The sequence below is a fragment of the Bifidobacterium sp. LH_426 genome (assembly GCF_056356875.1).
Window position 1 is genome coordinate 1 of sequence record NZ_JBKEVB010000003.1, and the last position, 24,927, is coordinate 24,927.

General features: G+C 65.4%; 16 protein-coding genes and 1 rRNA gene. 4 read left to right on the forward strand and 13 right to left on the reverse strand.

The features are described from left to right. A 16S ribosomal RNA gene (locus tag AC1AYD_RS04005) occupies nt 1–183 on the reverse strand; the annotation flags it as partial. Nucleotides 184–800: 617 nt separating this feature from the next. Between AC1AYD_RS04005 and AC1AYD_RS04010 the strand changes: the two genes are divergently transcribed. Then, entirely contained in the window at nt 801–1,556 is a 756-nt protein-coding gene (locus tag AC1AYD_RS04010; protein WP_476512097.1) for a Sir2 family NAD-dependent protein deacetylase, read from the forward strand. Nucleotides 1,557–1,774: 218 nt separating this feature from the next. Here the strand turns inward: AC1AYD_RS04010 and ilvA are convergent, their stop codons facing one another. From ilvA to AC1AYD_RS04035, 5 genes are all read right to left on the reverse strand, one after another. Further along, nucleotides 1,775–3,040, reverse strand: a complete 1,266-nt coding sequence (ilvA, locus tag AC1AYD_RS04015; RefSeq protein ID WP_476503259.1) for a threonine ammonia-lyase — start codon at nt 3,038–3,040, stop codon at nt 1,775–1,777. A 104-nt stretch (nt 3,041–3,144) separates the two neighbouring features. After that, nucleotides 3,145–4,983, reverse strand: a complete 1,839-nt coding sequence (locus AC1AYD_RS04020) for a glycoside hydrolase family 13 protein (RefSeq protein WP_476503258.1) — start codon at nt 4,981–4,983, stop codon at nt 3,145–3,147. A gap of 207 nt (nt 4,984–5,190) precedes the next feature. Beyond that, complete coding sequence (locus AC1AYD_RS04025) at nt 5,191–6,063, reverse strand: carbohydrate ABC transporter permease (RefSeq protein WP_476503257.1); 873 nt, start codon at nt 6,061–6,063, stop codon at nt 5,191–5,193. A 5-nt stretch (nt 6,064–6,068) separates the two neighbouring features. Then, complete coding sequence (locus tag AC1AYD_RS04030) at nt 6,069–6,992, reverse strand: carbohydrate ABC transporter permease (RefSeq protein WP_476503256.1); 924 nt, start codon at nt 6,990–6,992, stop codon at nt 6,069–6,071. Nucleotides 6,993–7,010: 18 nt separating this feature from the next. Further along, on the reverse strand, nt 7,011–8,333 hold the full coding sequence (locus AC1AYD_RS04035; RefSeq protein WP_476503255.1) for an ABC transporter substrate-binding protein: 1,323 nt from the start codon (nt 8,331–8,333) through the stop codon (nt 7,011–7,013). 263 nt (nt 8,334–8,596) lie between these two features. On the opposite strand from AC1AYD_RS04035, the gene AC1AYD_RS04040 reads away from it, so the two are divergent. Further along, nucleotides 8,597–9,853 carry an ROK family protein gene (locus AC1AYD_RS04040; RefSeq protein WP_476503254.1) on the forward strand — a complete coding sequence of 419 codons (1,257 nt, stop codon included), beginning with the start codon at nt 8,597–8,599 and terminating at the stop codon, nt 9,851–9,853. Here AC1AYD_RS04040 and AC1AYD_RS04045 read toward each other — a convergent pair whose 3' ends face one another. The 6 genes from AC1AYD_RS04045 to AC1AYD_RS04070 all read right to left on the reverse strand — a co-directional run bounded on the left by AC1AYD_RS04045 (nt 9,854) and on the right by AC1AYD_RS04070 (nt 18,171). Beyond that, entirely contained in the window at nt 9,854–12,211 is a 2,358-nt protein-coding gene (locus tag AC1AYD_RS04045; protein WP_476544708.1) for an alpha-galactosidase, read from the reverse strand. It lies immediately after the preceding gene. Between the two features lie 554 nt (nt 12,212–12,765). Then, nucleotides 12,766–13,218, reverse strand: coding sequence for a nucleoside deaminase (locus tag AC1AYD_RS04050; protein ID WP_476544709.1), 453 nt, complete (start codon nt 13,216–13,218; stop codon nt 12,766–12,768). A gap of 83 nt (nt 13,219–13,301) precedes the next feature. Further along, nucleotides 13,302–15,374 (reverse strand): Na+/H+ antiporter, encoded by a 2,073-nt coding sequence (locus AC1AYD_RS04055; RefSeq protein ID WP_476544710.1) that lies wholly within the window; start codon nt 15,372–15,374, stop codon nt 13,302–13,304. 128 nt (nt 15,375–15,502) lie between these two features. Further along, a complete protein-coding gene (locus AC1AYD_RS04060; RefSeq protein WP_476544711.1) occupies nt 15,503–16,363 on the reverse strand; it encodes a sulfite exporter TauE/SafE family protein in 861 nt (286 codons plus the stop codon). Between the two features lie 204 nt (nt 16,364–16,567). Then, entirely contained in the window at nt 16,568–17,248 is a 681-nt protein-coding gene (locus tag AC1AYD_RS04065) for an alpha/beta hydrolase (RefSeq protein ID WP_476503249.1), read from the reverse strand. Next, entirely contained in the window at nt 17,245–18,171 is a 927-nt protein-coding gene (locus AC1AYD_RS04070; RefSeq protein WP_476544712.1) for a hypothetical protein, read from the reverse strand. The genes AC1AYD_RS04065 and AC1AYD_RS04070 overlap by 4 nt, the downstream gene beginning before the upstream one ends. 459 nt (nt 18,172–18,630) lie before the next feature. Here AC1AYD_RS04070 and dcd point away from each other — a divergent pair, with 459 nt between their 5' ends. Both dcd and AC1AYD_RS04080 read left to right on the forward strand, forming a co-directional pair. Continuing rightward, a complete protein-coding gene (dcd, locus tag AC1AYD_RS04075; RefSeq protein WP_476544713.1) occupies nt 18,631–19,212 on the forward strand; it encodes a dCTP deaminase in 582 nt (193 codons plus the stop codon). Nucleotides 19,213–19,499: 287 nt separating this feature from the next. Then, a complete protein-coding gene (locus tag AC1AYD_RS04080; RefSeq protein WP_476544714.1) occupies nt 19,500–21,683 on the forward strand; it encodes a hypothetical protein in 2,184 nt (727 codons plus the stop codon). A 151-nt stretch (nt 21,684–21,834) separates the two neighbouring features. Here the strand turns inward: AC1AYD_RS04080 and AC1AYD_RS04085 are convergent, their stop codons facing one another. Next, the gene (locus tag AC1AYD_RS04085; RefSeq protein WP_476544715.1) at nt 21,835–24,801 is read right to left on the reverse strand and encodes a cation-translocating P-type ATPase; all 2,967 of its coding nucleotides are present in this window, start codon (nt 24,799–24,801) and stop codon (nt 21,835–21,837) included. Between the last annotated feature and the right edge of the window lie 126 nt (nt 24,802–24,927).

Sequence of the window (24,927 nt, forward strand, 5' to 3'; positions counted from 1 at the left end):
TGGAACATCCGGCATTACCACCCGTTTCCAGGAGCTATTCCGGAGTACGGGGCAGGTCGGTCACGCATTACTCACCCGTTCGCCACTCTCACCCACCAGCAAGCTGGCAGGATCCCGTTCGACTTGCATGTGTTAAGCACGCCGCCAGCGTTCATCCTGAGCCAGAATCGAACCCTCCACAAAAAAACATTGCAAAGAGAACCATAAATGACCCTCATTAAAAACAATTGACGGAACCTCTAATAAGGAAAGAGGTTCGCACAAAAACCCCGACACCCATCAAACCCCCTCGGGTACTCCGGCAAACCGAAGCGGGCATCGGACTGGCAATCATTGACTATAAAGAAGTAAGTAGTACAACACACTCTTGAGTTCTCAAACCACCACACACACCGAACAACCCCGGAAAACCAACCAGAAGGAAGAAACCGGACCGCTCAGCGGCAGCGAAAGAACAACTTACACCACCAACCACCACAACGCAAACCAACCCCAACACAACACCACCAAAACCACTGAAACAACAGCGTTCCACCGGCGTGTCGAAAACCAACAACAAACACCCAAACAAACCACCCACCGACGCTACGCGCCACCTCCCGCCAGCGGGAGGGGAGGGAAACGCGCAGCCCGCCAACACATACCGACGCCACCGTTACCAAGCCGCACACCACCCCCGCACCACCGGACCACCCACCGACACCCACACGCCACCTCCCGCCAGCGGGAGGAAAACATCACACGACCACACATGGGGAATGACGGAGTAACGGACATGCGACGGGCGTATACCTGTAGGTATGACGAAGAAGATCGCAGTCCTGACCGGCGCAGGCATCTCCACATCCGCCGGAATCCCCGATTTCCGCGGTCCGGATGGCGTGTGGACCAAGCATCCGGATCAGATGAGCGTCTACGACATCGATGCGTTCCTCACCGACAAGGAAGCGCGCGAATACTCGTGGCGCTGGCAGAAGGAATCACCCGTGTGGAACGCGCAGCCGGGCGTCGCGCACAAGGCGCTCGTCAAGCTCGAGAAGGCGGGCATGCTCACGTTGCTCGCCACGCAGAACTTCGACGCGCTGCACGAGAAGGCCGGCAACAGCCCAAGCATCATCGTGAACCTGCACGGCACCATCGGCACCTCGCACTGCATGAAATGCCATGCGAAGTACAACACGGCGGACATCATGGCCCGTCTTGACGAGGAGCCGGATCCACGCTGCCACCGCACGCTCAAATACCAGGGTGACATGCCCTGCAACGGCATAATCAAGACGGACGTCGTCTACTTCGGCGAGGCACTGCCCGACGGTGCGATGGAGAAATCCTACAAGCTCGCCTCGCAGGCCGACGAGCTGTGGGTGATCGGCTCGACGCTGGAAGTGTTCCCCGCCGCGAGCATCGTGCCGGTCGCCGCGCAGGCGGGCGTGCCGATCACCATCATGAACATGGGCCGCACGCAGTACGACCGTCTCGCCGACCGCCTTATCCACGACGACATCGCCGTCGCGCTGCCGAAACTCGTCGACGAAACGATCGCCGCGAACAGCTGAACCACCGCAGACCGTATATCAACGCGTTTCTTAGGTACATACGACGTTCCCTAGGTAGGTGAATCGGCAAGAGGGGTGTTGCAACCATCACGTTGCAACACCCCTCCGCGTATGGAGCCGGACAGAACCTAGGAAACGGCCAACCTACCTAAGAAACGACATCGCTCCCAGCCAGCTCTCCCCAGTCGGCTCAGCCGACGGCCCAACCGCAATCGCACTCAGTAGATGCGCTTCGGCTGGAAGCCTTCGGCGCGCAACGCGGCGAGGATGCGGTCGATGTGGTCGGGGCCGTTGGTCTCGACGGTCACGCCGAGCGACACCGCGTTCGTGTAGTGGCCGGAAGCCTTGAACTGGTCGTGGTCGAGCGCGATCACGTTGGCGCGTTCGCGCGCGAGCAGCGAGGCGACCTTGACAAGCTGGCCCGGCGTATCCGGCAGCTCCACCTCGAAGTTCATGATGCGGCCGCGGGCGATCATGCCCTTCTGGATGACCGCGCCCATCGTCACCGTGTCGATGTTGCCGCCGGACATGATCGGCACGACCACGTGCGGGCCGGGAGCGGAGGCGAACTTGCGCGAACGCAGGTTGAGATGTTCGAGCGCGGCGAGCGACACCGCACCTGCCGCCTCGACGACCAGCTTGTGCTTCTCGAGCATGAGCAGAATCATCTCGTTGATGTCGCGCTCGGTGACGGTGACGAGATCGTCGAGGAACTCGTTGAGCAGCGCATACGGCAGATCGCCCGGATGCTTGACGGCGACGCCCTCGGCGGAGGTGACGACCTGATCCGCCTCGGTGACTCGGCCTGCGGCGAACGAGTTCTTCCACGCGGGGCTACCTTCCGGAATCGCGCCGATCACGCGCACTTCCGGCTTGAACGTCTTGATGGCGAGCGCGACGCCGGCACCGAGACCGCCGCCGCCAAGCGGCACGACCACGTCGGTCACGTTCGGCACGTCTTCGAGGATCTCCAGACCGATGGTGCCCTGGCCGCAGATGACCTCGTAGTCGTCGAACGGCGGCACGTAGATCATGCCTTCCTTCTCGCTCAGTTCGGCGGCGTGTGCGGCGGCCTCGTCGAAGACGTCGCCGTAGAGGACGACGTCGGCGCCATACGCCTTGGTGGCGTCCACCTTGAGCGGCGGGGTGATGGTCGGCATGCAGATCGTCGCTTTGGCGCCACGTTCGCGCGCCGCGTAGGCGACACCCTGCGCGTGGTTGCCGGCGGAGGCGGTGACGATGCCGCGCGCCAGCTCCTCGTCGGAGAGGGAGGCGATCTTGTTGTACGCGCCGCGGATCTTGAACGAGCCGGTGACCTGCAGGTTCTCCGGCTTGAGCAGAATCTCGTGTCCGGTCATCTCGCTCAGCGCGGGAGACGGGATGATTTCGGTGTGGCGCGCGGTCCCCTTCAACCGCTCGGCGGCCTTCTTGAGTTCGGCCGCATGGTCACGCTGCAATGCTTTGAGGACGTCTTTCTGTTCCATAGTGCGTATTGTAGGCGGGCACACGGCCGGAGCATGGCCGTGTGCCCGCCTAGCGAATCGACGCGAAATCGACGAGGAATCGACGGCGAACCGTCAAAGAACCGTCAGAGCCGCACGACGACGCCTTCCCACGGGTCGAGCTCGCGGTTGGCGAGCGAGACGACGGCGTGGGACGCGCCATAGGTACTGATCACGATGTCGTGCTCGGTGACGCCGTTGTCGACCAAGGCATACGCTTCGGCCGACAAATCGACGGTGCGGCCAGACAGGTTGACGGCGACGAGCAGCGTGCCGCCAGCCACTCCCGGTGCGCTTTCGAGCGAACGCGTGAACGCGTAGACGTTCGGGTCGTCCGCGTCGATCAGTGTCCAGTCGCCGGCCGCGACGACCGGATCGTCGTGCCGCAACGCGATGAGCCGCTTGTAGAACGCGTACACGGAGTCGGGGTCGTCGAATTCGGCGGCCGCGTTGATGCCGACATGGTTCGGATTGACGCCGATCCACGGTTCGACCGGGGCGTCGGGCGTGGTGAAGCCGGCGTACTTGGACGCATCCCACTGCATAGGAGTGCGGGCGTTGTCGCGGCTGATGAGTTCCAGCGACGCCATCATCGATTCGGCGGATTGGATCTTCGCTTCCTCGACGCGCTGACGGAACGCGTTAATTGATTCGAGATCCCTGTACTGGTCGAGCGACGTGAAGTGCGCGTTGGTCATGCCGAGCTCTTCGCCCTGGTAGATGTACGGGGTGCCGCGGTGCATGTGCAGGAGCAGGCCGAAGGCCTTGGCGGAACGCACGCGCGCCTCCTCGCTGGTGTCGTCGCCCCAACGGGACACGATGCGCGGCTGGTCGTGGTTGCAGAAGAACAGGCTGGCCCAGCCGGCGTTCCTGACGGCGGCCTGCTGGTTCGCCAGCACGCCGCGCAGCCACGGGGTGCGGAACGGGACGAGCTCCCACTTGGAGCGTCCTTCGCCTTCGCCCATGTGGTCGAAGAGGAAGAGCATGTCGAGTTCCTTGTTCGCCGGGTTGGTGATGTGCTCGTTGCGTTCCGGGGTGATGCCCGGCGCCTCGCCGACGGTCATGAAGCCGTCGCGCCCTTCGAACACCTCGCGGCGCATTTCGGCGAGGAACTCGTCCTGACGCGGACCGTCCGCGCAGAACGGGTTCGGGCTCGAGTAGCCTTCCTCGCCGACCGGAAGGTCCTCGAGTTCGGAGCCGGCTTCGCCGGGCAGGCGTCCGGACGCGTCGGTGCGCTTGGAGATCAGGGTGATGACATCCATACGGAAGCCGTCGATGCCGCGATCGAGCCACCAGTTCATCATGTCGTACACGGCATGGCGCACAGCCGGGTTCTCCCAGTTGAGGTCGGGCTGCTTCTTCGAGAACTGGTGCAGGTAGTATTCGCCGCGTTCCGGGCAGTACTCCCATGCGGAGCCGCCGAAGTAGGAGCCCCACTGGTTCGGTTCGGCACCGGGCGTGCCGGGCTCGAAGCCCGGACGCGCGGGACGCCACCAGTACCAGTCGGCGTGCGGGTCGTCGGGGTTCTTGGAGGCTTCGAACCACGCGTGCTCGTCGGAGGTGTGGTTGACGACGAGGTCCATCACGATCTTGAGACCGCGCTTGTGCGCTTCGGCGAGCAGCTCGTCCATGTCGTCGAGCGTGCCGAACAGCAGGTCGATGTCGCGGTAATCGGAGATGTCGTAGCCGTTGTCGTCCTGCGGGGACTTGTAGACCGGGGAGAGCCACAGCACGTCGACGCCGAGGTCGGCGAGATAGTCGAGGCGTGAGGTGATGCCCTTGAGATCGCCGAAGCCGTCGCCGTTCGTGTCCTGGAACGAACGCGGGTAGATCTGGTAGACCACGGCGTTCGTCCACCACGGGTTCGGGGTGGCGCCGTTCGTGCGGATGGCGTCGGGCAGGTTCTCACGGTTGAAAGCGGTCATCGTCGACTCCTTGGTAGGTTGCGTTCCTACCGAACAGGATAGGATTCCACGATTTTCATTCCCATCGGAAAGTCTTCCGGGCGCGGCGGAAAGAAATAGCGACAGGGCGTTCATGCGACGATGACCTCTCGCCGAAGAAGTCGGCGAGAGGTCATCGTGGTCTGAGGCGTCGTCCACTCCCGACACCCTTCGATTGCGGGTTCTCCGCTACTTGACCGCTCCACGCATCACGCCACCGATTACCCACTTCTGGGCGAAGACGTAGACGATGATGATCGGAGCCATGGCCATCAGGTAGCTGGAGAAAGCCATCGGATAGTTGGTGGCGAACTGGGAGCTGAAGACGTACTGAGCCAGCGGGATCGTCTGATTGGACTGGTCGGTCAGGACGATGAGCGGCAGGAGGAAGTCGTTCCACGCCCACAGCGCGGTGGTGATGGCGATCGTGGCGTTGATCGGGCTCATCAGCGGGAAGATGATCTTCCAGAAGATGCGCCACGTACCGGCACCGTCAATACGTGCGGCCTCCTCGAGCGAAACTGGAATCGACCGGATGAAGCCCGTCGCAATGAACAGGTTCGTGCCGAGACCCAGCACCATGTACAGCAGGATCAGGCCGACCTGATTGTCGAGATGCCACGAGCCCATCTGCTTGGCGATCGGCAGCATGACGACCGGGAACGGCACGAACATGGCCGCGATGAAGAAGTAGTACAGGAAGCGGAAGAACCGCTTGTCCATGTTACGGGCCACCGCATACGCAACGAACGTGTTGGTCAGAAGGGTCAGCACGACGGCGGCGACGGTGATGATCGCCGAGTTGAGCGCGGCCTTCGGATAGTTGACCTTGGCGGACGCGTCGGCGAAATTGTGCCACTCCCACGTGGTCGGCAGCGAGAACGTGCCGGCCTCGGCGGGGGTCTTCAGTGCGGTGACGATCGTGAAATAGAGCGGGATCAGGATCGTCAGGGACAGGACCGCGACGGCGGCCGTGAGCCACCAGTTGATGTTGTGGTCCTTGCGGAACTTCTCGGACTTGACACCCGACTTGACGGCGGATTCAGACACTGCGGCACTCATGACACTCACACCTTTTCCTTGCTGCCGAAGAACTTGAGCTGGATGAACGCGATGATCGCGAGGACGATGAAGAAGAGCACGGCGTTAGCGGTCTGGTACGCGTACTCGCCACCGGTCAGGCCGCCCTTCCAGATGAGATAGGTCACGGTCTCGGTGGCGGAGTTCGGACCGCCGTCGGTCAGGGCGACCACCTGGTCGAACGTGCCGAGCGCGTTCTTCATGGACAGGACGAGGTTGATGGTGAAGAACGGTCCGATCAGCGGGAAGGTGATCTTCCAGAACTTCTGCCAGGCGTTGACGCCGTCAAGCGCCGCGGCCTCGTAGATTTCGTCGTCGATTGTCTGCAGGCCGGCAAGGTACAGCAGCACGGAGTAGGCGACACCCTGCCAGACGGCGAGGAAGACAATCGGCACCCACGAATACTGCTCGCTGGTGATCAGCGATTCGGACAGCCATGCGATGCCAAGGGTTTTACCCAGGGCCGGCAGCGGGTTCATGAAGATGTACTTGAACACGTAGCCGATGACCAGCACGGACAGCGTGTAGGGCACGAAGAAGATCGCGCGGAAGCCGTTCTTGAACGCGATCTTGCCGTTCAGCGCGACCGCGACGAACATCGCGATGACGTTGATGAGGATGGTGATCGCCACGGCGATGAGGAACGTGAACAGATAGGCGTGGCCCACGCGGTTGTCTTGGAACAAGGCGATGTAGTTCTTGATGCCGATGAAGTCGTAGTCACCATAGCCTTGCGAATTGGTGAACGAATACATCACGCCCTGTAGGAACGGCACGTACAGGAAGATGGCGAAGACGATGGCGGCGGGCACGGCCATCCAGTAGAAAGCGTGGTCGACCTTGCGGTCGGAGAACGCAGAACGCTTCCGCGCGCTCTTCGCGTGGCTGGCGGGTTTCGTTGCGGTTGTCATGTTCTCTCTCCTTCCTTGTCAGTTCGTGAAGGTCCTGGCCTGAACCTTGTCCCATTCGGTCTGCATCTGGTTCAGGAAGCGGTCCGTGTCGCCGCTGGTCACCATCGTCTGCAGGTAGCCTCCGATGTTGATCGAAGACGGGATGTAGTGGTCGCAGAAGTCGGCGACCTTGTTCTTCTCGAAGAACGGGCGCACGGTTTCAAGGGCCTTGTTGCCGAAGTGCGTCTTCTTGAGCGGGGTGATGGCGGAATTCGCGTCGGCGTAGTCGTTGAGCGTCTTCTCACTCATCAGGAATTCGATGAACTTCATCGCCTCGGCCTTGTGCTTGGTGGTGGCACCCATCGTGATCATCACGTCGTCGCCGGCGGTGAGAATCTGCTCGTCCGCATCGTCGGTGGCGGGCATCTGTGCGAATCCCAAGTCGGCATTCTTGTTGATCATGAGAATCTGCGGAATCGCGTAGGTGCCGAGCGGGATGATCGCCGCGGAACCCTTGGCGAAGTTCTGCGTACCCTGCTGATAGGTGATGCCCTTGTCTCCGTCGGCGTACTTGAAGAGCTCCACCTCCTTGGTCACCGTCTCCTTCCACATCTTCTGGAAGTTCGTCGTCCCCTGCTTGAGGTCCGTGTACTCGCTTTCACGCACGAGCGTGCCGGCAAGGGAGGAGAGCGGCGCCTGCGTGGTCCACGCGTCGGCGACGGTGGCCTCGACCGGGTTGATGCCCTGCTCGCGGAACTTCTGCAGCATCGCGGTGAACGCGCTCCACGTGGTCGGCGGATTCTCCGGATCGACACCGGCCTTGCGCCAAATCGCCTTGTTGTAGATGTAGCCGGAAGCGTTGCCGGCGAACGGCAGACCATACAGGCGCTTCTTCGACTGGTCAGTGGTCTGCACGAGGTTCTTCGCGATGTTCACCATGCCGGGGTTGAGCCTCTCGACGATCGGCTCGTCGGTGAAGTCATAGAAGACGCCGGATGCGGCGAAGTTGCCGAAGCTGATGTCGCCGTTGAACGTGATGACATCGGGCACACGGTTCTTCACGAACCTGGTGCGCAGGTCGGTCTGCGCATTGGCGGAGTTGTTGATGTTGATCTTGATGGTCGGATTTTCCTGTTCGAATTCCGTCGCAGCCTGCTTGAACCAGTCGGCCGCCTCGGACTTGAATTGGAAGAAATCAAGCGTGATGGTGCCGGCGGTGTTCGCACCACAACCGGCCAGTCCGACGCCGACCGCGATCGCGCAGATGGTCGCGGCAAGACGAGTGGCAACCATGCGCAGTGGACGCGACAGACGCGACGAACGCATCGATTCCACATTCGAATTGGGGGAATCGCACTTCATTCGTAGACTCCTTAACTGTTCTCTGACGCCTGCGGCTTCAATGCCGCCGGGCATGGCCCCAACGATACGGTTCGAGGTTTTTCATTCCAAGTGCGAGCGAGTCCATCGCCGCTGGAAACTAAACCCACTCGATTTATGTATCCTAGGAATGGAATTCGGGCCGGTCCGCGGCTGGCACGCGCCGGCGCGCACGGCCCATGTCGGAAGGTATCCGGCGAATCTCCCGGAAGGATGGTGTCATGGTCGACGGAACGGGAAGAACCATGCAATCGCAGGATGCCGAGCATACGGACGCGCATACGAACACACGCACGGACGCACAGGACTTCCCCCGATGGTTCGAAGGATCCGAATACATGCATCGGGTGGCGCGCACCATCGCGAAATACGGGCCGATCGCGCGCACCACGCTCGCGCAGATGCTGGGATTGTCGCAGGGGGCCATGTCGCGCATCACCAGCGACCTGATCTACGCGGGAGTCATCGAGGAGATTCCCGGCGACGCCGTCACCACCGGACCGCTGCCGCAGGGATTCACGCCGAAAGCGAAGGAAGGCGCGACGCGACGCGGCCGTCCGCAGACCGCGTTGCGGCTGCGCGCGGACGCACGCACGTTCATCGGCATCAAGGCGCAAGGCGCGTCGGCGATCGCGGCCGTCGTCAACGCGCACGGCGAAGTCGTATCGTCACGTCACGAACGCGCGTTCCCCGGACGCTCGCCGCAGCAGGTGACGGCGGCACTCGCGACGCTCGTACGCGAGTGCCGCGACGACGTGGCCGGAACGCCACTGCCCACGCCGACGGCGGTGGGCGTGGCGGTCGGCGGCCACGTGCGCGACGAACGCGACGTCACGTTCGCGCCGTTCCTGCGCTGGGATCACGACGTGCCGCTCGCCGCGATGCTGGAGGAGACGACGGGACTGCCGTGCACCGTGTACAACGACATCGATGCCCTGCTCGTCGACGCGAGTTGGTTCGGTCCGGGCGTGGGATTGGAGGCGTTCGCCGTGCTCACGATCGGTGTGGGCGTCGGCTATTCGCTTGCGGTGCGCGGCGAGCCGGTCACGTATCCGGATAAAAGCTACGGTCTGCTCGGCCACGTGCTCATCGACCCGGAGGGGCCGCGCTGCACGGCCGGGCATATCGGGTGCGCGCAATGTCTGACCGACGACGCGATCGCGGAACAGTACGCGCAGATAATCGGACATCCGTGCACATTCGAGGATTTCGCGGCGGACGCACGCGCCGGGTTGCCGCTCGCGTCGCGGCTGACGGACCGCACGTGCTTCCGACTGGGGTCGCTGATCGCGACGATCGCGAACATCGCGATGCCGTCGAAGGTGATGGTCGCCGGGGAATCCGCGTTCCTCGCGACCATCGGCATCGACGCGGTGCGCGACGGGATCCGCCGCTACCGGCACAGTCAGGCGGCGCAGGTCGAGTTCACCGTCGTCGACCATGACTGGCAGCTGTGGGCGAAGGCCGCCGCCTCCCGAGCGATCGTGCGCTACATCGGCTGATCACTGCCGCACGGCGGTGAACAGGACCGACTGAGCCGGGTGAAGGCTCGGCGGGCGCAGGCCGTAGGTGGCGAGCGCACGGCCGGTCATGAGGACGCCGTCGGGCGTCCACCAGCCGAGCGGGGACTGGCCGTTGCCGATGCCGAGCGCCGCGAGATCGAGGTCGAGGTGCAGCGGCTGTACGCGGTAGACGGCGTCCGGGTCGAGGCCGGGCAGGCGCACCGGCGAGGCCGGATAGGTGACCGAGGTGGTGAGCTGCGTGAACCGGTAGAACGCGGCGGTTCGGTCCGGCTTGACCATGCCGTCGACGCGCACGGCCGGGTCGGGGGTGTCCGTGTGGACGCACGCATCCACGGCGAACCAGGCGCGGTGCCTCTTGAACTCGGCGACCCATGCGGCGAGTTTGGCCACGTCGGCGTCCGGTTCCTTGAGCAGGTTCCATTCGATGCCCATGTGGCCGTAGAACGCCATCGCCATGCGCAGTTCCTGGCTGGTGGCGCGCTGCGTGGAGTGCGCGGGGCTCGCACCCACATGCTCGCCCATCATGCACGGCGGCACGAGCAGCGACGTGTAGCGTTGGATGTCGGCGCGTTCGACCGGGTCGACGCAGTCGGACACCCAGATGCGGCTCGCGAGTTCGAGAATGCCGAGGTCGACACGGCCGCCGCCGGACGAGCAGCTTTCGATCTCGAGGCCCGGATGCGCGGCTGTGAGGTCACGGAAGATGCGGTAGACGGCGAGCGTCTGCGCGTGCACGGCCGGGCGGCCGGTCAACGGCGAGACGGCTTCGGTGACGAGCTTGTTGTGGTCCCACTTGATGTAGTCGATACCCAACTCGCCGACGAGAGAATCCATGCACCCGTAGATGTACGCGTACGCCTCCGGGTTGGTCAGGTCGAGCACCTGCTGGGAACGGCCCTGCATCGGCAGGCGTCCCTTGGCAGGCGCCAGCACCCAATCCGGGTGCGCGCGGTACGTGTCGGAATCGGGATTGATCATCTCCGGTTCGAACCACAGGCCGAACTCCATGCCCTTGCCATGCACGTAGTCGGCGAGCGCCTTGAGGCTCTTCGGCCCGTCCGGCCAGACCGCGGGCGAGATCTGCCAGTCGCCGAGTCCGGACGTGTCGTCGCGGCGGGAGCCGAACCAGCCGTCGTCGACGACGAATCGTTCGACGCCGGTTTCGGCGGCCTTGTCGGCGAGCGCGGTCAACGTGTCGTAATCGTGCTGGAAGTAGACGGCCTCCCACGTGTTGAGGATGACGGGGCGCGTTTTGGACGCGAGTTCGGGGTGCAGGTCGCGCAGGTAGGTGTGGAAGCGCGCGGCGACCTGGTTGAGACCGTCGCCGGTCGCGCCGTACACCCACGGCGTCGTGTACGCGTCCGTCGCGGCGTCACCATGCAACGTGATTTCGCCGCCGAACAGGACTTCGCCGCCGCCGATCACGCCATCCGTGTACGGCTGGCGTTCGGCGGCGAGCACGCTGTTGCCGCTCCAGCCGACATGCACGGCGTAGACCTCGCCGTGCTCGAAACCGAAGCCGGGCACGCCGGCGGCGAGCAGGAGACTCGCGTCGAAGTCGGGGCGTCCGGCCAGCGAGACCTTCTCGAACCGGCCGACGGTGAGCGGTTGGCGCTGCGGGCTGCGTTCGCGCAGATGATGTCCGGTGGTGGTGAGGATCTCGGTGGCGACGGCGGGCAGCGGGAAGCCGAGTTCGACCTTGCCGATCTCGAGCGCGTCGCTTGCCGCATCGGTCGTGTCGGTGATGGTGGCGCGCTGGCGGATGAGGCCGCCGTGCAGCAGTTCGACGGTCCAGACGAGACGCACGCGCAGTTCGGCGTCCGCGGCGGTGACGGTGACGACCGGGGTCTCGACGGTCACGGTCGGCGCGTTCACGCGTGCTTCGGCGGGCGTGGATTCGGGGGCGTCGACGGCCTGCGTCACGTCGAGCGCGGGGCGTGCGTCGAGCGTCGTGGCGATGTCGGTGACGGTGAACTTCGGGAACAGTTCGATGCCGCCGCGGCGGATTTCGAGGCGTTTCTGGCCAATCCACGATTCGCTTTGCGTGGGCAGGATCGACGGCCACATGGTCTCGTCGAGCGCGCCGGACACGCGCTGCGGCTTGAGGGCGTCGACCTGTGAGACAAGCGTTTCGGGCGCGGCGACCAGCTTGCCCCAATGCACGAAACGCGGTAGTTCGTCGCCGGGGAAGGCGAGTGCGAACGCGACGGCGGAGTCTGGGCGGGCGGTGCCGGACTGCTCGGGGCCGGTTTGTCCGGGGCCGGTTTGCTCGGCATAGATGATGGTGATGGGGGTGCTGTCGGCGCTGGTTCCCGTGAATCGTTCGATACGCGTCATTGCTGCTCCTTGAGATGTGCGATTCCGGCTGGGTTCCGGTTCTCGACCGGTCCGGTTCCGATTCCCGATGGTAGGGCAATCGCCTTTCCTTGCCATCCTCCAGAGTGTCCTTTGCCGCAGGAAAGAAATTACGGGATGGCGGGCAGCAAAAGCTGTAGGAACATCGGCCATGCCTCGGAATGTTCCGACGCATCCGGACTTGGCCGCACGGGAGCGGTCCCGCCATGCTTCGCGTGCCAAACTCATCGAGAGGAATCGGAGGGGATCAGCACCGTTCATGCTTCTTTCTCCGTTATGAGGGGTACATCGCGCCTATTCCGGATGCGTATCTTCGTTGCGAGGGGTATCGCAGCAGGCATATCTCAGGTATGAACGGCACGATATCGCCAGATATACCCGGGATATGCGTCGTGGGATACCCTTTGTAAGGCAGATAGATGTCTGCACCACAACGAATCCACCCCCGCATCGCTTGCATGAACGGTGCCATGAACGGGAGCGGGCAGGAGGAGGCTCGGCGGTTCGGCGACTGGGCGGTTTGTTGGTCCAGCGGCTCAGCGCTTGGCGGCGAAGAAGTCGGCGAGGAGGGCGGCACATTCGGCTTCGCGCACGCCGCCGTGGACCTCCGGTTCATGGCCGACGTGCGGGTCGCGGGGAATGTCCCAGACCGAGCCGCACGCGCCGAGCTTCGCATCCCACGCGCCGAACACGATGGTTCCGATGCGGGTCTGGAGGCACGCGCCCGCGCACATCGGGCACGGCTCCAACGTGACGACGAGTGTGCAGTCGGCGAGATTCCAGTCGCCACGGGTCGCGGCCGCCTCGCGCATCGCGATGATCTCGGCGTGCGCGAGCGGGTCGCCGTCGGCCTCGCGGGTGTTGAATCCACGGCCGATAATCGCGCCCGTGGCCGTGTCGATCACCAGCGCGCCGACCGGCACGTCGCCGGCGGCCGCCGCGCGCCGGGCCAACGCGAGCGCCCCGCCCATTTCCTCGTCATATCGCATGGACGCATTCTATCGATGACCGGGGCCGACCCCCTCAGTCCGCTACGCGGACAGCTCCCCCTGAAGGGGGCGCAGGGAAGAGGTCAGATGCCGGAATCGGCATCGACCTGCATGACATAGACGTTGCGGCGGAGTTCTCGGGCCTGGGGGCGGGAGATGTCGCCGGCTTCGAGCATGTCCTGCACGATGCCGAGCTCGATCGCGTAGCTCTGCTTCTTGATCTCGTCGACCTGGCCGAACGCGGCCGCGCTGCCCTCCATGTTCGGACGGGACTTGAGCGAGGCTTCGGCGCGGCGGTAGTCGAGGATCAGCGCGGAGCAGAACTCCGTGTTGTACCGGTCGCGGCTCATCTCCTCGCCGAGCTTGCCGATCACGTGTTCGATGGCGTCGACCTGCAGCGTGCGCATGTGCGCGAAGATCTGGTCCTCGCTCACCAGCGGCGTGGTGCGGCGGATCTTGTTGATCGTGCGCTTGACGAGAATCGTGGTGCGATGCTGCCATCCGCGCAGACGGCCGCTCAGCTGCCAGCCGAGACGCCCGCTTTCCGGACCGGCGGTCGTGTGGCGCAATGTGTTCATGATCTGGTCGAGCATGCGTTCGCACGCCTCCACGTTGAGCTCCTGCACGGCCTTGTCCGGATCCGGATGGGCCTTGATCGCGGCGAGACGGTCGCGCACGAACTGCTTCTCCCAGTTGAGCGCCTCGATCTGCAGCCGCCCGTACCCCTGCGGGTCGAGCTTGCCGAGGCGGTGCTTCAGTCGGCTGATGCGCTTCGTGTACGAGTCGATGACCATGAGCACGGCGCGGCGGTTGTCGGGCGTGATGCGGCTGGTGAGCTCCTCGACGGTGCGCCGCAGCACCTCGATGGTGATCTCGTTGAGCTCGGTGCCCGTGTCCTTGTTGCGGTTGGGGGCGAGCAGCGGCAGGAGGAAGTTGGCGAGCAGCAGCGTCAGCACGATCACGCCGGACGCGATGAAGATGAGCTCGTCGCGCATCGGGAACGGCGTGCCGCCGGACAGGTAGTACGGGATCGTGAACATCAGGGACAGCGTGATTGTGCCCTTCGCGCCGCCGAACGTCATCACCGCGGCGGAACGCCAACGTTCCGGCGTCATCCTGCGGCGTTTGCCGGTGGTCACGTCGTGCGCGAGGCGCAGCATGGCCGACACCCACACGAACCGCAACGCGATGACCACGCCGGTGACGAGAAGAATCACGCCGATGAGCAGCTTGTTGCTCACCCACGGGTCGGACCAGCTGGCGGTCATCGCGCCGGGCAGCAGCATGCCGAGCAGGATGAACACGGCGCCGTTCAGCGTGAACGACAGCACACCCCACACGCTGGAGGCGACGATGTTCGTACGCGCCACGTTCGGGCCGATGCCGGTGCGGTCGAAGCGGACGAGCAGTCCGGCGGCCACGACCGACAGGATGCCGGAGACGTGCACCTCCTCCGCGCCGAGATAAAGCAGGAACGGCAGGAACAGTTCCATGAGGATGCGCGTGGTCGTGGTCTCCCAGCCGAGCGAGCGCACCGTCTCGAACAGCCAGTTGACGACCATGCCGACGACCATGCCGAACAGCGCGCCGCCGATGAACGAGACGACGAAGTCGCCGGCGGCCTCGCCGACCGCGAATTCGCCGGTCACGGCCGCGGCGATCGCGAACTGGAAGCCGACGATGCCGGACGCGTCGTTGAACAACGATTCGCCTTTGAGCACGCCGCGCTGACGCAAGGTGAGCGACGCCTCCTTGCCGAGCGAGCTGACGGCGACCGCGTCGGTGGGTCCGAGCGCGGCGCCGAGCGCGAGCGCGGCGGCCAGCGGCATCGCGGGCCAGATCGCGCTCAACGTGAATCCGACCGCCGCCATCGTCGCGATGGCGAGGCCGATGGCGAGCGACAAGCTGAGCTTCAGCGTCTTGAGCAGCGCCGACTTGTCGATCTCATGCGCCTCCAGGTACAGCAGTGGCGCGATGAACAGCACCATGAACACTTCAGGGTTGAGTTCAACGCTGGGGAAGAACGGCAGGAGGGTCATCGCCGCGCCGAGCACGATCTGCACGAGCGGCGTCGAGACCTTGGGAATGAACCGGCTCAGGAACGAGGACGACACGACCGCCGCGATGATGCACAAAATCAGTTCGAGTACGTCCATGGGTGTTCCGAATCCTCCCGCCTTCTCTCGCTGTCAAGAGTATAGAAAACGGGTAAGGAAATCGTTTCGCAGGGTATGGCCCAGCGCGAACGCCCGCCGCGTTCACCGCGAACTCCCGGTGCGCACGTTCAGCGCGAACGCGTCGTCTTCGTCGTCTTCATCGCCTTCATCGCGACGAACACGGAACGCACGAGCAGGATGCCCAGATATACGGTGAACATAATCGCGCCGGCGCGCGGCGTGACGGCCGCCGCCATCCACGTGCCGAGCGGCGCGGTGATCGCGGCGACGACGCCGATGATCACCGCCGCCTTCACGTGCACCATGCGGCGGCGCACGTTCGCGACGGACGTGGTGATCGCGTTCGGGAACATGGCGAGCAGCGACGTGCCGCGCGCGATCAGATCGCTCGCGCCGAACAGGATCGACAGCGCGGGCACGCAGATCGCGCCGCCGCCGATGCCGAGCAGTCCGGCGAGAACGCCCGCGATCACGCCGAACGCGATGAGGCCGATCACCGTGCCGACGCTCATCACGATGCGCGAGTCGCGCGACGGGTTCGACATGGCCTGATTGACCATCACGAACAGGAGGAACACGACGAACGCCCACCGGAGCACGATTTCGGGGAGTTTGGACAGCAGCCACGAGCCGATCTGGCCGCCGACGAACATGCCGCAGAACACGATGAGCGCGGCGATCCAATCCACGTCGCCCTCGAACGCGTAGGAGGCGACGCCGGAGACGGCAGTGGGCACGATCGCCATCATCGACGTGGCGGCCGCATGGCGCTGCGTAAGTCCCAGCCACACGAGCGCCGGCACGATGACGGTGCCGCCGCCGATGCCGAACAGGCCCGACAGGATGCCGACGAGCACGCCCACCACGGCCATGATGACGAGTCCGCGCGGGGATTCGTCCAGATGGTTCTCGTCGATGGAGATGGTGGCGGTACGCGTGCTGATGCTGGTGTCGGTTGCTGCGTTCATACCGCCACTCTAGGCACGGCCGGGCCGGCCGCGGCGGCCGGTTTCCACTTGTTGTACGGGGTTCGCGCCTCAACCCCCTCAGTCCGGCCTACGGCCGGCCGGCTCCCCCTGAAAGGGGGCGCAGATTGTCCCCGCGCCCCCTTTCAGGGGGAGCTGGCGCGCGAAGCGCGACTGAGGGGGTGCCGAGCGCAAGGAAACAAGGAGTCACAGCACGCCGGAGGTGATGTCGTGGCCGAGGAGCCATTCGCGCAGGTCGGCGAGCTCTTCGAGACTCACGTTGTGGTCGAGCGCGCGGTAGCTCTTCGTGGTGAGCCACGTGCGCTCGTTGAGCCACGCCTGCGCGGCGAACAGCTCGTATTTCGGCACGACCTCGTCGTTCTTGCCGTATGTGTAGAACACGGGGATGTTGTAGCGTTCGATGAGCCCGTCGGCGGGCGCGGTGCCGGGCACGAGCCCCGGTGCGATGTACCCGGACAGGGAGATGACGGCCCGGTACCGTTTCGGGTTGACGCGCAACAGGTGGATCGCGAGCAGGCCGCCCTGCGCGAATCCGAGCGGCACGACCTCGCGCTCGTTCGGCAGGTTGTTCGTCACCCACCGGTCGATCGACACGGCCATCTCGTAGGCGGCACGGTCGAGGTCCTCGCCGAACGGCACCTGCTCGCCGAACCAGGCGAACGCGCCGGGCGAGTACGCGTCGCCGGCGGCGAGGCGGATCGGCCCGCGCAGGCTCGCGAAATCGTTGTACGGCGCGATCTGGCGCATCAGGTCGGCGAGCTCCGCCTCGTTCGACCCCCATCCGTGCAGGCACAGGAACAGTGGGTGCGTGGGATGCGTCGCTCCCCCGCCGCGCGAATACCGTGCGATGTTCAAGTCGATGGTCATGATGATTTCGCCTCGCTGCCTGACGTCTCCACGGTGGCGAGCGTACCACCCCACTCGCTCTGGAGCGCGGTCATGTTCTCTTTGCTGCCGAACGCGATCCATCGTCCGGCGGCGAGCGTGCGCCAGTCGCCCTTCGCGCGCGCGTCATCGGCGTGCTCGTCGAGCAGTTCGGTGATCTTCGACGTCACGGCGCCCTTGTACATGCCCGCGACGGTGTCGGAGTCGAACGTGATGTACGCGACGCGCGTCGCGGCGCAGACCGACGCGCTGTCGACGCCCGGATAGCCGCCCACGTCGATGTCGTTCCAGCCGGACGTGCAGGCGCCGAGGACGCGCTCGATGCCGAACTTCATGCCGTCGGCGCTGCCGCTCGGCGCATCGTCGCGCACGGCGGGACGGATCAGGCCGAGCGGGAACAGCACGCCGACGACCACGTCGAGTGCGAGCAGCAGCACGGCGAGGACGAACGTGATGATGCCGCCGGACGCGACGCCGCGGTGGCTGGCGCGCCGCGGCATGGTCGCGCGGGCGGCGACGACGAGGATGAACGTGACGACGATGAACGCGGCGCACGCGCCGGCGATGAAGCGGCCCGGCACCTTGCCGTCCGGATCGAGGTAGGCGGGCGCGATCTCGTGCGCGGCGGAGATGCCGCCGAACGCGACGGCGACGAGGCCGGCGAGCAACGCGAGCACGGCGAGGCGACGGCTGGTCTTGTCGGGGCGGTCGCCGGCGTGGAAGGTGGATTCGTGCGGGGCGCGGGATGCGGCGGCCGCGGCGGTCGCGTTGGCCGTCGCGTTCGCCGTGACTGTCGCGTTCGCCGTGGACGCCGCGTCCCGACGTCGGGATTTTCGTGGACGATCGCGCCATTCGTCCGGCCCGTCGTCCCTCCCCTCGAAGAAGTCGTATTCTTCGTCCTGCATGATGTTCCCCTTCGTGCCGACTGCCTGTACCACCTTGTCGCCGGGCGTCCGTCGCCCGCTTCGCCCAGTCTACCGCGCGGCGGTTCGCCGATGCGTCATCCTCCGGGATGGTGTTCGTCACGGATGGCGTTTGCCGCGCCCCCGTCCGGGCAAAGGAAAACCCCGGTGGAGGGAACCACCGGGGCCAGAGAAAGGAGAGAGAAGAAGAAAGGTTCAGTTGTCGGGGCTTGCGCTCCATGTCAGCTTTCGTTGACAGTTCATAGATAACCATGCGTTTCTGGGTTTCCCGATGTGTTTCCCTGTGAGGTTGCTGAGAATCGGGGCCGCAGATTCCGCAGGGCCTTGCGCGCACCCCGCACGAGCCCCCCGCACGAGTTCCCCGCACGACCCGTGTTTTGGGTGGGCGCTACGCTTGTGGGCGATATCACATCCGTCCTATTTCGTCTGTGAGGAGCTTTCATGCTGCTGTCCGACCATGACATTCTGGCCGCGCAGGCCGATGGGCATATCTCGCTCGACCCGTGGACCCCGGAGATGGTCCAGCCGGCCTCGATCGACGTGAGGCTCGACCGGTTCTTCCGTCTGTTCAACAACCACGCCTACACCTACGTCGACCCGTCCGAGAACCAGGGTGCGCTCACCGAGGAGTTCGCCGTCGACCCGGACGAGCCGTGGATCCTGCATCCGGGCGAGTTCGCGCTCGGCGCCACGTGGGAGTACGTCAAGCTCGACGCGACGATCGCCGCGCGATTGGAGGGCAAGAGCTCGCTGGGCCGTCTCGGCATCCTCACCCATTCGACCGCCGGATTCATCGATCCGGGCTTCGAGGGGCACATCACGTTGGAGCTGTCGAACGTCTCGACGCTGCCGGTGAAGCTGTGGCCGGGCATGAAGATCGGCCAGATGTGCTTCTTCCAGCTGAGCTCCCCCGCCGAGCATCCGTATGGTTCCGCCGGCGTCGGCTCGCACTATCAGGGTCAGCGCGGCCCGACGCCGAGCCGCTCCTACGAGCATTTCTACCGCACGCACATCGACGACTGAGTCGTCCGGACGCACGTCCCGCGGCGCCGATGCCGGCGCGTGCGGGACGTGCGGTGAGTCCGGTGCCGTGCGGTGCGCGTGATGCGTGCGCAACGTGCGGGACGTGCGCAATGTGCGGTTCCGGCGTGGGTGGTTCCGGCGCGAGCGCGACGATGTGCGCGACGTCCGGTCCGGTCGTGATGGCGCGTGACCGGATGATCGCGATGTGACGGGCGATGACGGCCGTCGTTACTATGAATGATTAGAGAAACAGCGATGCGAGACAGATACGGGATTGAGGAGACGCGATGACCGATCCGAGCGGTGAATTCCAATTCGACTTCCAGAAAAAGAGCGCGCAGCAGCAGCCGACTCAGCCGGTTGCGCCGAGCGCGCCGGCGGTGCCGTCCACGCCTCGGATGCAGCCGGGCTCGGCGTTCGCCCAGCCGGTCGCACAGCAGCCGATCGCGTCACAGCCGGTCACGCCGTCGATGGCGCAACAGCCGGCGATGATGCCGACGCAGCCTGTGCAGCAATCCATGCAGCCGATGCAGTATACGCAACCGGGCGGGCAGCCTGTCCAACCGTCGCAGCCCGCGCAGTTCTCACAGTCCGTGCAGCCGGGCCAGTACGCGCAAACCGTACAGCCCCAGTCGACGCAGGTCCCGCAGTTCACACAGCCGGGCCAGTATGCGCAGCCGGTCCAACAGCCGGTCCAATTCGCGCAGACCGACCAGCCCGGATTCGCGCAGGCCGTCGATCAGCCGGCTTTCGCCGACCCCGCGGGCGCGAGCGTCCCACGCCACGGACGTCATTCCTCGCCGGCGGCACCCGCCTTCGACAGCGGCACTTCGATTGGAGAATCCACGCAGGCGTTCGACCCACTGAAGGAGTTCGACGAGCCGCTGCCGCCTCAGCCGGTGCAGCCGGCGCAACCGCAACCGGCGCAGCAGCCCGTGCAGCCGACCGCCCAGACCATCGCGCAGCCGATCATGCCGCAGTCCGCGGCGCAGCCGATCACGCAACGGCCGGTGATGCAGCAGCCGATCACACAGCAACCCATGCCGACCGTGCCGACGATGCAGCCGACGCAGGCCACGCAACCGGTGCAAATGCCGCAGGCCACGCAGGCCTTCGCGCAACCAATCATGCCGCAGTCCGCGGCGCAGCCGACGCAGGCGATGCCGATGGCCGCGGCGACGGGCTCGCAAGCGCAGCCCGTCGACCAGCCGACGCAGGCGTTCAACCCGTTGCAGCCGCAGACGGACCTCGCGCAAACGCAGGCCACGCAGGTCTACGGACAGCCTCAGACTCAGCCGGTGGCGGGTCAGACCGAGGCATTCGGCGATCAGGCCACGATGGCGTTCCCCGCGGCGCAGCCGTATGGCCAGCCGCAGCCGCTCGCCGGCACCGATCCGCTGGCGGCAGCGGACGACGCGCCGGCCGATCCGGCCGAGGCGGCCACGCAGGTGTTCACTCCGGAGATGATGGAACAGGCCGGCCAGGAGGCGCGTTCGGCGCAGTCCTCGCCGGAGGCGATGCCGCCGGCCATCGCCCCGGACGATGACGAGGACGATGAAGACGACGAGGACGACGGCAAGGCGTCGAAGAAGGACGGCAAGGGCCGGAAACTGTCGAACGGCAAGATCGTCGGCATCGTCGTGGCCGTGATCGCCGTGATTGCGCTGATTGTCGGCGGTGTGCTGTTCTACCGCGCGAACAGCGGCAAGATCCTGTACGCCGCGTGCACGAGCGCGCAGGACAAGGCCAATGACGAACTGAAGACCCTCCAGTCCAAGGTGACCGCGGCGCAGCAGACCGTCTCGTCCACGACCGGCAGCCAGGTGGCCGACGCGAACACGCTCACCACGCTCAACCAGACGATCACCGACGCGCAGAACGTCAAGACGGACGCCTCCTGCTCGGCGGACATGTCCAAGGACGATCTGAAGTCGAACACGCAGAAGTTCAAGGATACGCGCAAGCAGGCGAAGGAGATGGAGTCGAAGATCGACGACGCCGAGAAGGCCGTGAGCGACAGCAAGGGCTCGCAGACCTCGAACACGTTGAAGTCCGATCTCAACAGCTCGGTCTCCACCGCGCAGAGCCTGCTCAACAACTCCGCCGGCCAGGTGGCCGACGAGAGCACGCGCACCGCGTTGCAGAACGCCATCAACAACGCGAACAACGTGGCCGGACAGTCGAACCCGTCCGAATCCGACGTGAACAACGCGAAGTCACAGCTGGAGAAGGCGATGTCCGACGTGAACGCGTCGATGTCCGCCAAGCAGCAGGCCGACGCCCAGGCGCAGCAGCAGGCCCAACCGCAGCAACAGCAACAACAGCAGAGCCAGCAGAATCAGCAGAGCCAGAACGATTCCGGTTCGGGTTCCGGTTCCGGCAGCGACTCGGGCAGCGATTCCGGCTCCGATTCGGGAACCGGCAACAGCTCCGGTGATTCCGGCGCCACCGTCGGTGGCTCGAACAGCTGATCGCCGGATAGCCCGAACAACGACCCCCTCAGTCCGGCCTCCGGCCGGCCAGCTCCCCCTGAAGGGGACGCAAAAAATTCCTTGCGCCCCCCTGTCAGGGGGAGCTGTCGCGCGAAGCGCGACTGAGGGGGTCAATCGTAGTATCCGCCGCTCAGCGCTTCGCCATCGCGCGCAGGGCGCATTTGCGTAGTTCGGAGGCGACGAGGACGAAGGCGGCGAGGCCGATGCATTCGAGCCAGGCCAGCGGGCTCAGCGGCGTGGTGCCGAACGCGGTGTTGAGGAACGGCACGTAGATCACGACGAGCTGCAGCACGACGGACAGGCCGATCGCGCCCCACAGCCACTTGTTCGAGAACAGTCCGACGAACACGCTCTGCAGGTGGGAACGCGAGGCGAGCGCGTTGAACAGCTGGGCGAACACGAGGATCGTGAAGCCCATCGTGCGCGCCTCGGTCATCTGCGCCTCATGGCCGAGCGCGTCCACCGAACGGTCGGTGAACAGGCCGCCGGCGAGGTGCATGTCCATGCCGATCAGCGTGACGGCCGCCATGATGATGCCGATGAAGATGATGTCGCCCCACATCGAGGCGTCGATCACACGGTCGGTGATGCGCCGCGGCCTGCGGTTCATCACGTCCTCGGTCTGCGGGTCGACGCCCATCGCGAGCGCGGGCGCCGCGTCGGTGAGCAGGTTGATCCACAGCAGCTGCGTGGCGAGCAACGGCACGGTCACACCGGTGGATTCGGGCTGCGTGATGCCGAGGAATCCGGCGAGCACGACGCCGAAGAACACGGTGAACACCTCGCCCACGTTGGAGCTCAGCAGGTAGCGCAGGAACTTGCGGATGTTGTCGAAGATCACGCGGCCTTCGCGCACGGCGGCCACGATGGTGGAGAAGTTGTCGTCGGCGAGGATCATCTTCGCGCTCTGCTTGGTGACCTCGGTGCCGGTGATGCCCATCGCGACGCCGATGTCGGCGGTCTTGACGGCCGGGGCGTCGTTGACGCCGTCGCCGGTCATCGCGACGATGTTGCCTTGCCGTTGCAGCGATTCGACGATCTTCAGCTTGTGTTCGGGCGCGACGCGCGCGTACACGGACACTTCGGACGTGGCCTTGTCGAACGCGTCCCTGTCGTCGCCGAGCGCGTCGAGCTGGTCTCCGGTGAGCGCCCTGCCGCCCTTCTCGATGATGCCCAGGTCGGAGGCGATGCGTGCGGCGGTCAGCGGATGGTCGCCGGTGATCATGACGGCGCGGATGCCGGCGCGATGCGCCTCGGCCACCGAGTCGCGCACTTCGGTGCGCGGCGGGTCGATGATGCCGACCATGCCGTTCCAGATGAGGTCGGTCTCAATCGCATCTGACTGGTCGGCGATGTCCGCGACCTGTCCGGCCGCGTTCGCGCGCACGCCGTCCACTTCGGACAGGTTCGCGGTGCCGAGCGGACGGTATGCCTCGCCGAGCGTGCGGTACGCCTCGCCGGAGAGCCGTTCGACGGTCGCGAGAATCGTCTGGCGGTCGCCTTCGGTCAGCGGGCGCACATGGCCGCCGACCGCGATGCGCGAGCAGTACGAGAGCAGCACGTCGGGTGCGCCCTTCGCGAACACGGTGAGCTTGCCGCCTTCCGTCGCGTCCTTCGCGATCACGGACATGCGTTTGCGCTCGGACGTGAACGGCACTTCGGCGACGCGCGTGAACTGGCCGTATCCCTTCATCGCGCCGGTCTTGCGCGCGGCCACGATGAGCGACACCTCGGTCGGGTCGCCGACGACCTCCCATCGTCCGTTCTCCTCACGCAGGTCGCCGTCGTTCGCGATTGTGCCGGCGGCGAGCGTGGCGAGCGCCTCCGCCTTGAGCGACGGGTCGCCGGAGAGCGGCGAACCGTCGGCGGCCGTCATCTTGCCTTCCGGCGTGTAGCCGGTGCCGGTGAGATGCACTTCGCCGCTGGGGGTGACGATGCGTTCGACGGTCATCTCGTTGCGTGTCAACGTGCCGGTCTTGTCCGAGCAGATCACGGACGCGGAGCCGAGCGTCTCGACGGAATGGAGCTTCTTCACGATCGCGTTGTGCGCGGCCATGCGCTGCACGCCGAGCGCGAGCACGACGGTGAGGATCGCGGCGAGGCCTTCCGGCACGGCGGCGACGGCGAGCGACACGGCGAGCAGCAGCGAGTCGATGACGTCGTGGATGTCGTTGAAGCCTTCGAGGAACGCGAGCGCGGCGAGCACGACCACGGCGATGATGACCACGGCTAGCCCCAGAATCTTGGAGACGTAGTCCATCTCCTTCTGCAACGGGGTCTGCTCGTCCTCGGTGGCGGAGAGCATGCCGGCGATCTTGCCGACCTGCGTGGCCATGCCGGTGCCGGTGACGACGGCGCGGCCGGTACCCTGCGTGACGGACGTGCCGTTGAAGATCATGTTCGTGCGGTCGCCGAGCGCCTTGGCCTCACGCAGCGTGTCCGGCTTCTTGCCGACGGGCACGGATTCGCCGGTGAGCGACGCTTCGGCGATGCGCAGGCTCGCCGCGGTGATGAGGCGGCCGTCCGCGGAGACCGAGTCGCCTTCCGCGAGCACGATGATGTCGCCGGGGACGACGTCGACGGTGTTGATGCGCACGACTTTGCCGTCGCGCAACACGGATGTGGTGGGGGCCGTCATGCCGGCGAGCGCTTCGACCGCGGCCTCCGCCTTCGCCTCCTGGATGTAGCCGAGCACGGCGTTGACGATGAGGATGAGCACGATGACGATCGCGTCGAACGGCAGCGCCTCGCCGCCTTCCGCCCCGGGCACGGCGTTCGCCTTCTCGATGAACCACGCGATCACGGAGATGACGGTGGCGGCGAGCAGCAGGTAGACGAGCGGATCTTTGAACTGGGCGAGGAACTTCTTCCATTTCGGCACGGGCGGTGCTCCCGCCAGCTCGTTCGGCCCGAACCGCTCCAATCGGCGTGCGGCCTCGGCCGAGCTCAGGCCGACGTTCGGATCGACGTCGAGCGCTTTGGCGACGTCGAGCGCATCGGTCAGGCTCGGATCGGCGTCGTTCGGCAACCCCTGCCGGGTGGGCGCGCCCTCGATCGTTGCGGACGCGGCGGATTGATCCTTCGTGCGATCAACCATGATGGTCTCCTTGGTATAGCCGCGGAGTAGTCAACACACGGACGCCGGTTGTCTCTCCGGCGGCCCGCATGCTGCGCGGTTATGGGCGCCGACGCGACTGCCGCCGACGCATGTGGCCCCATTATT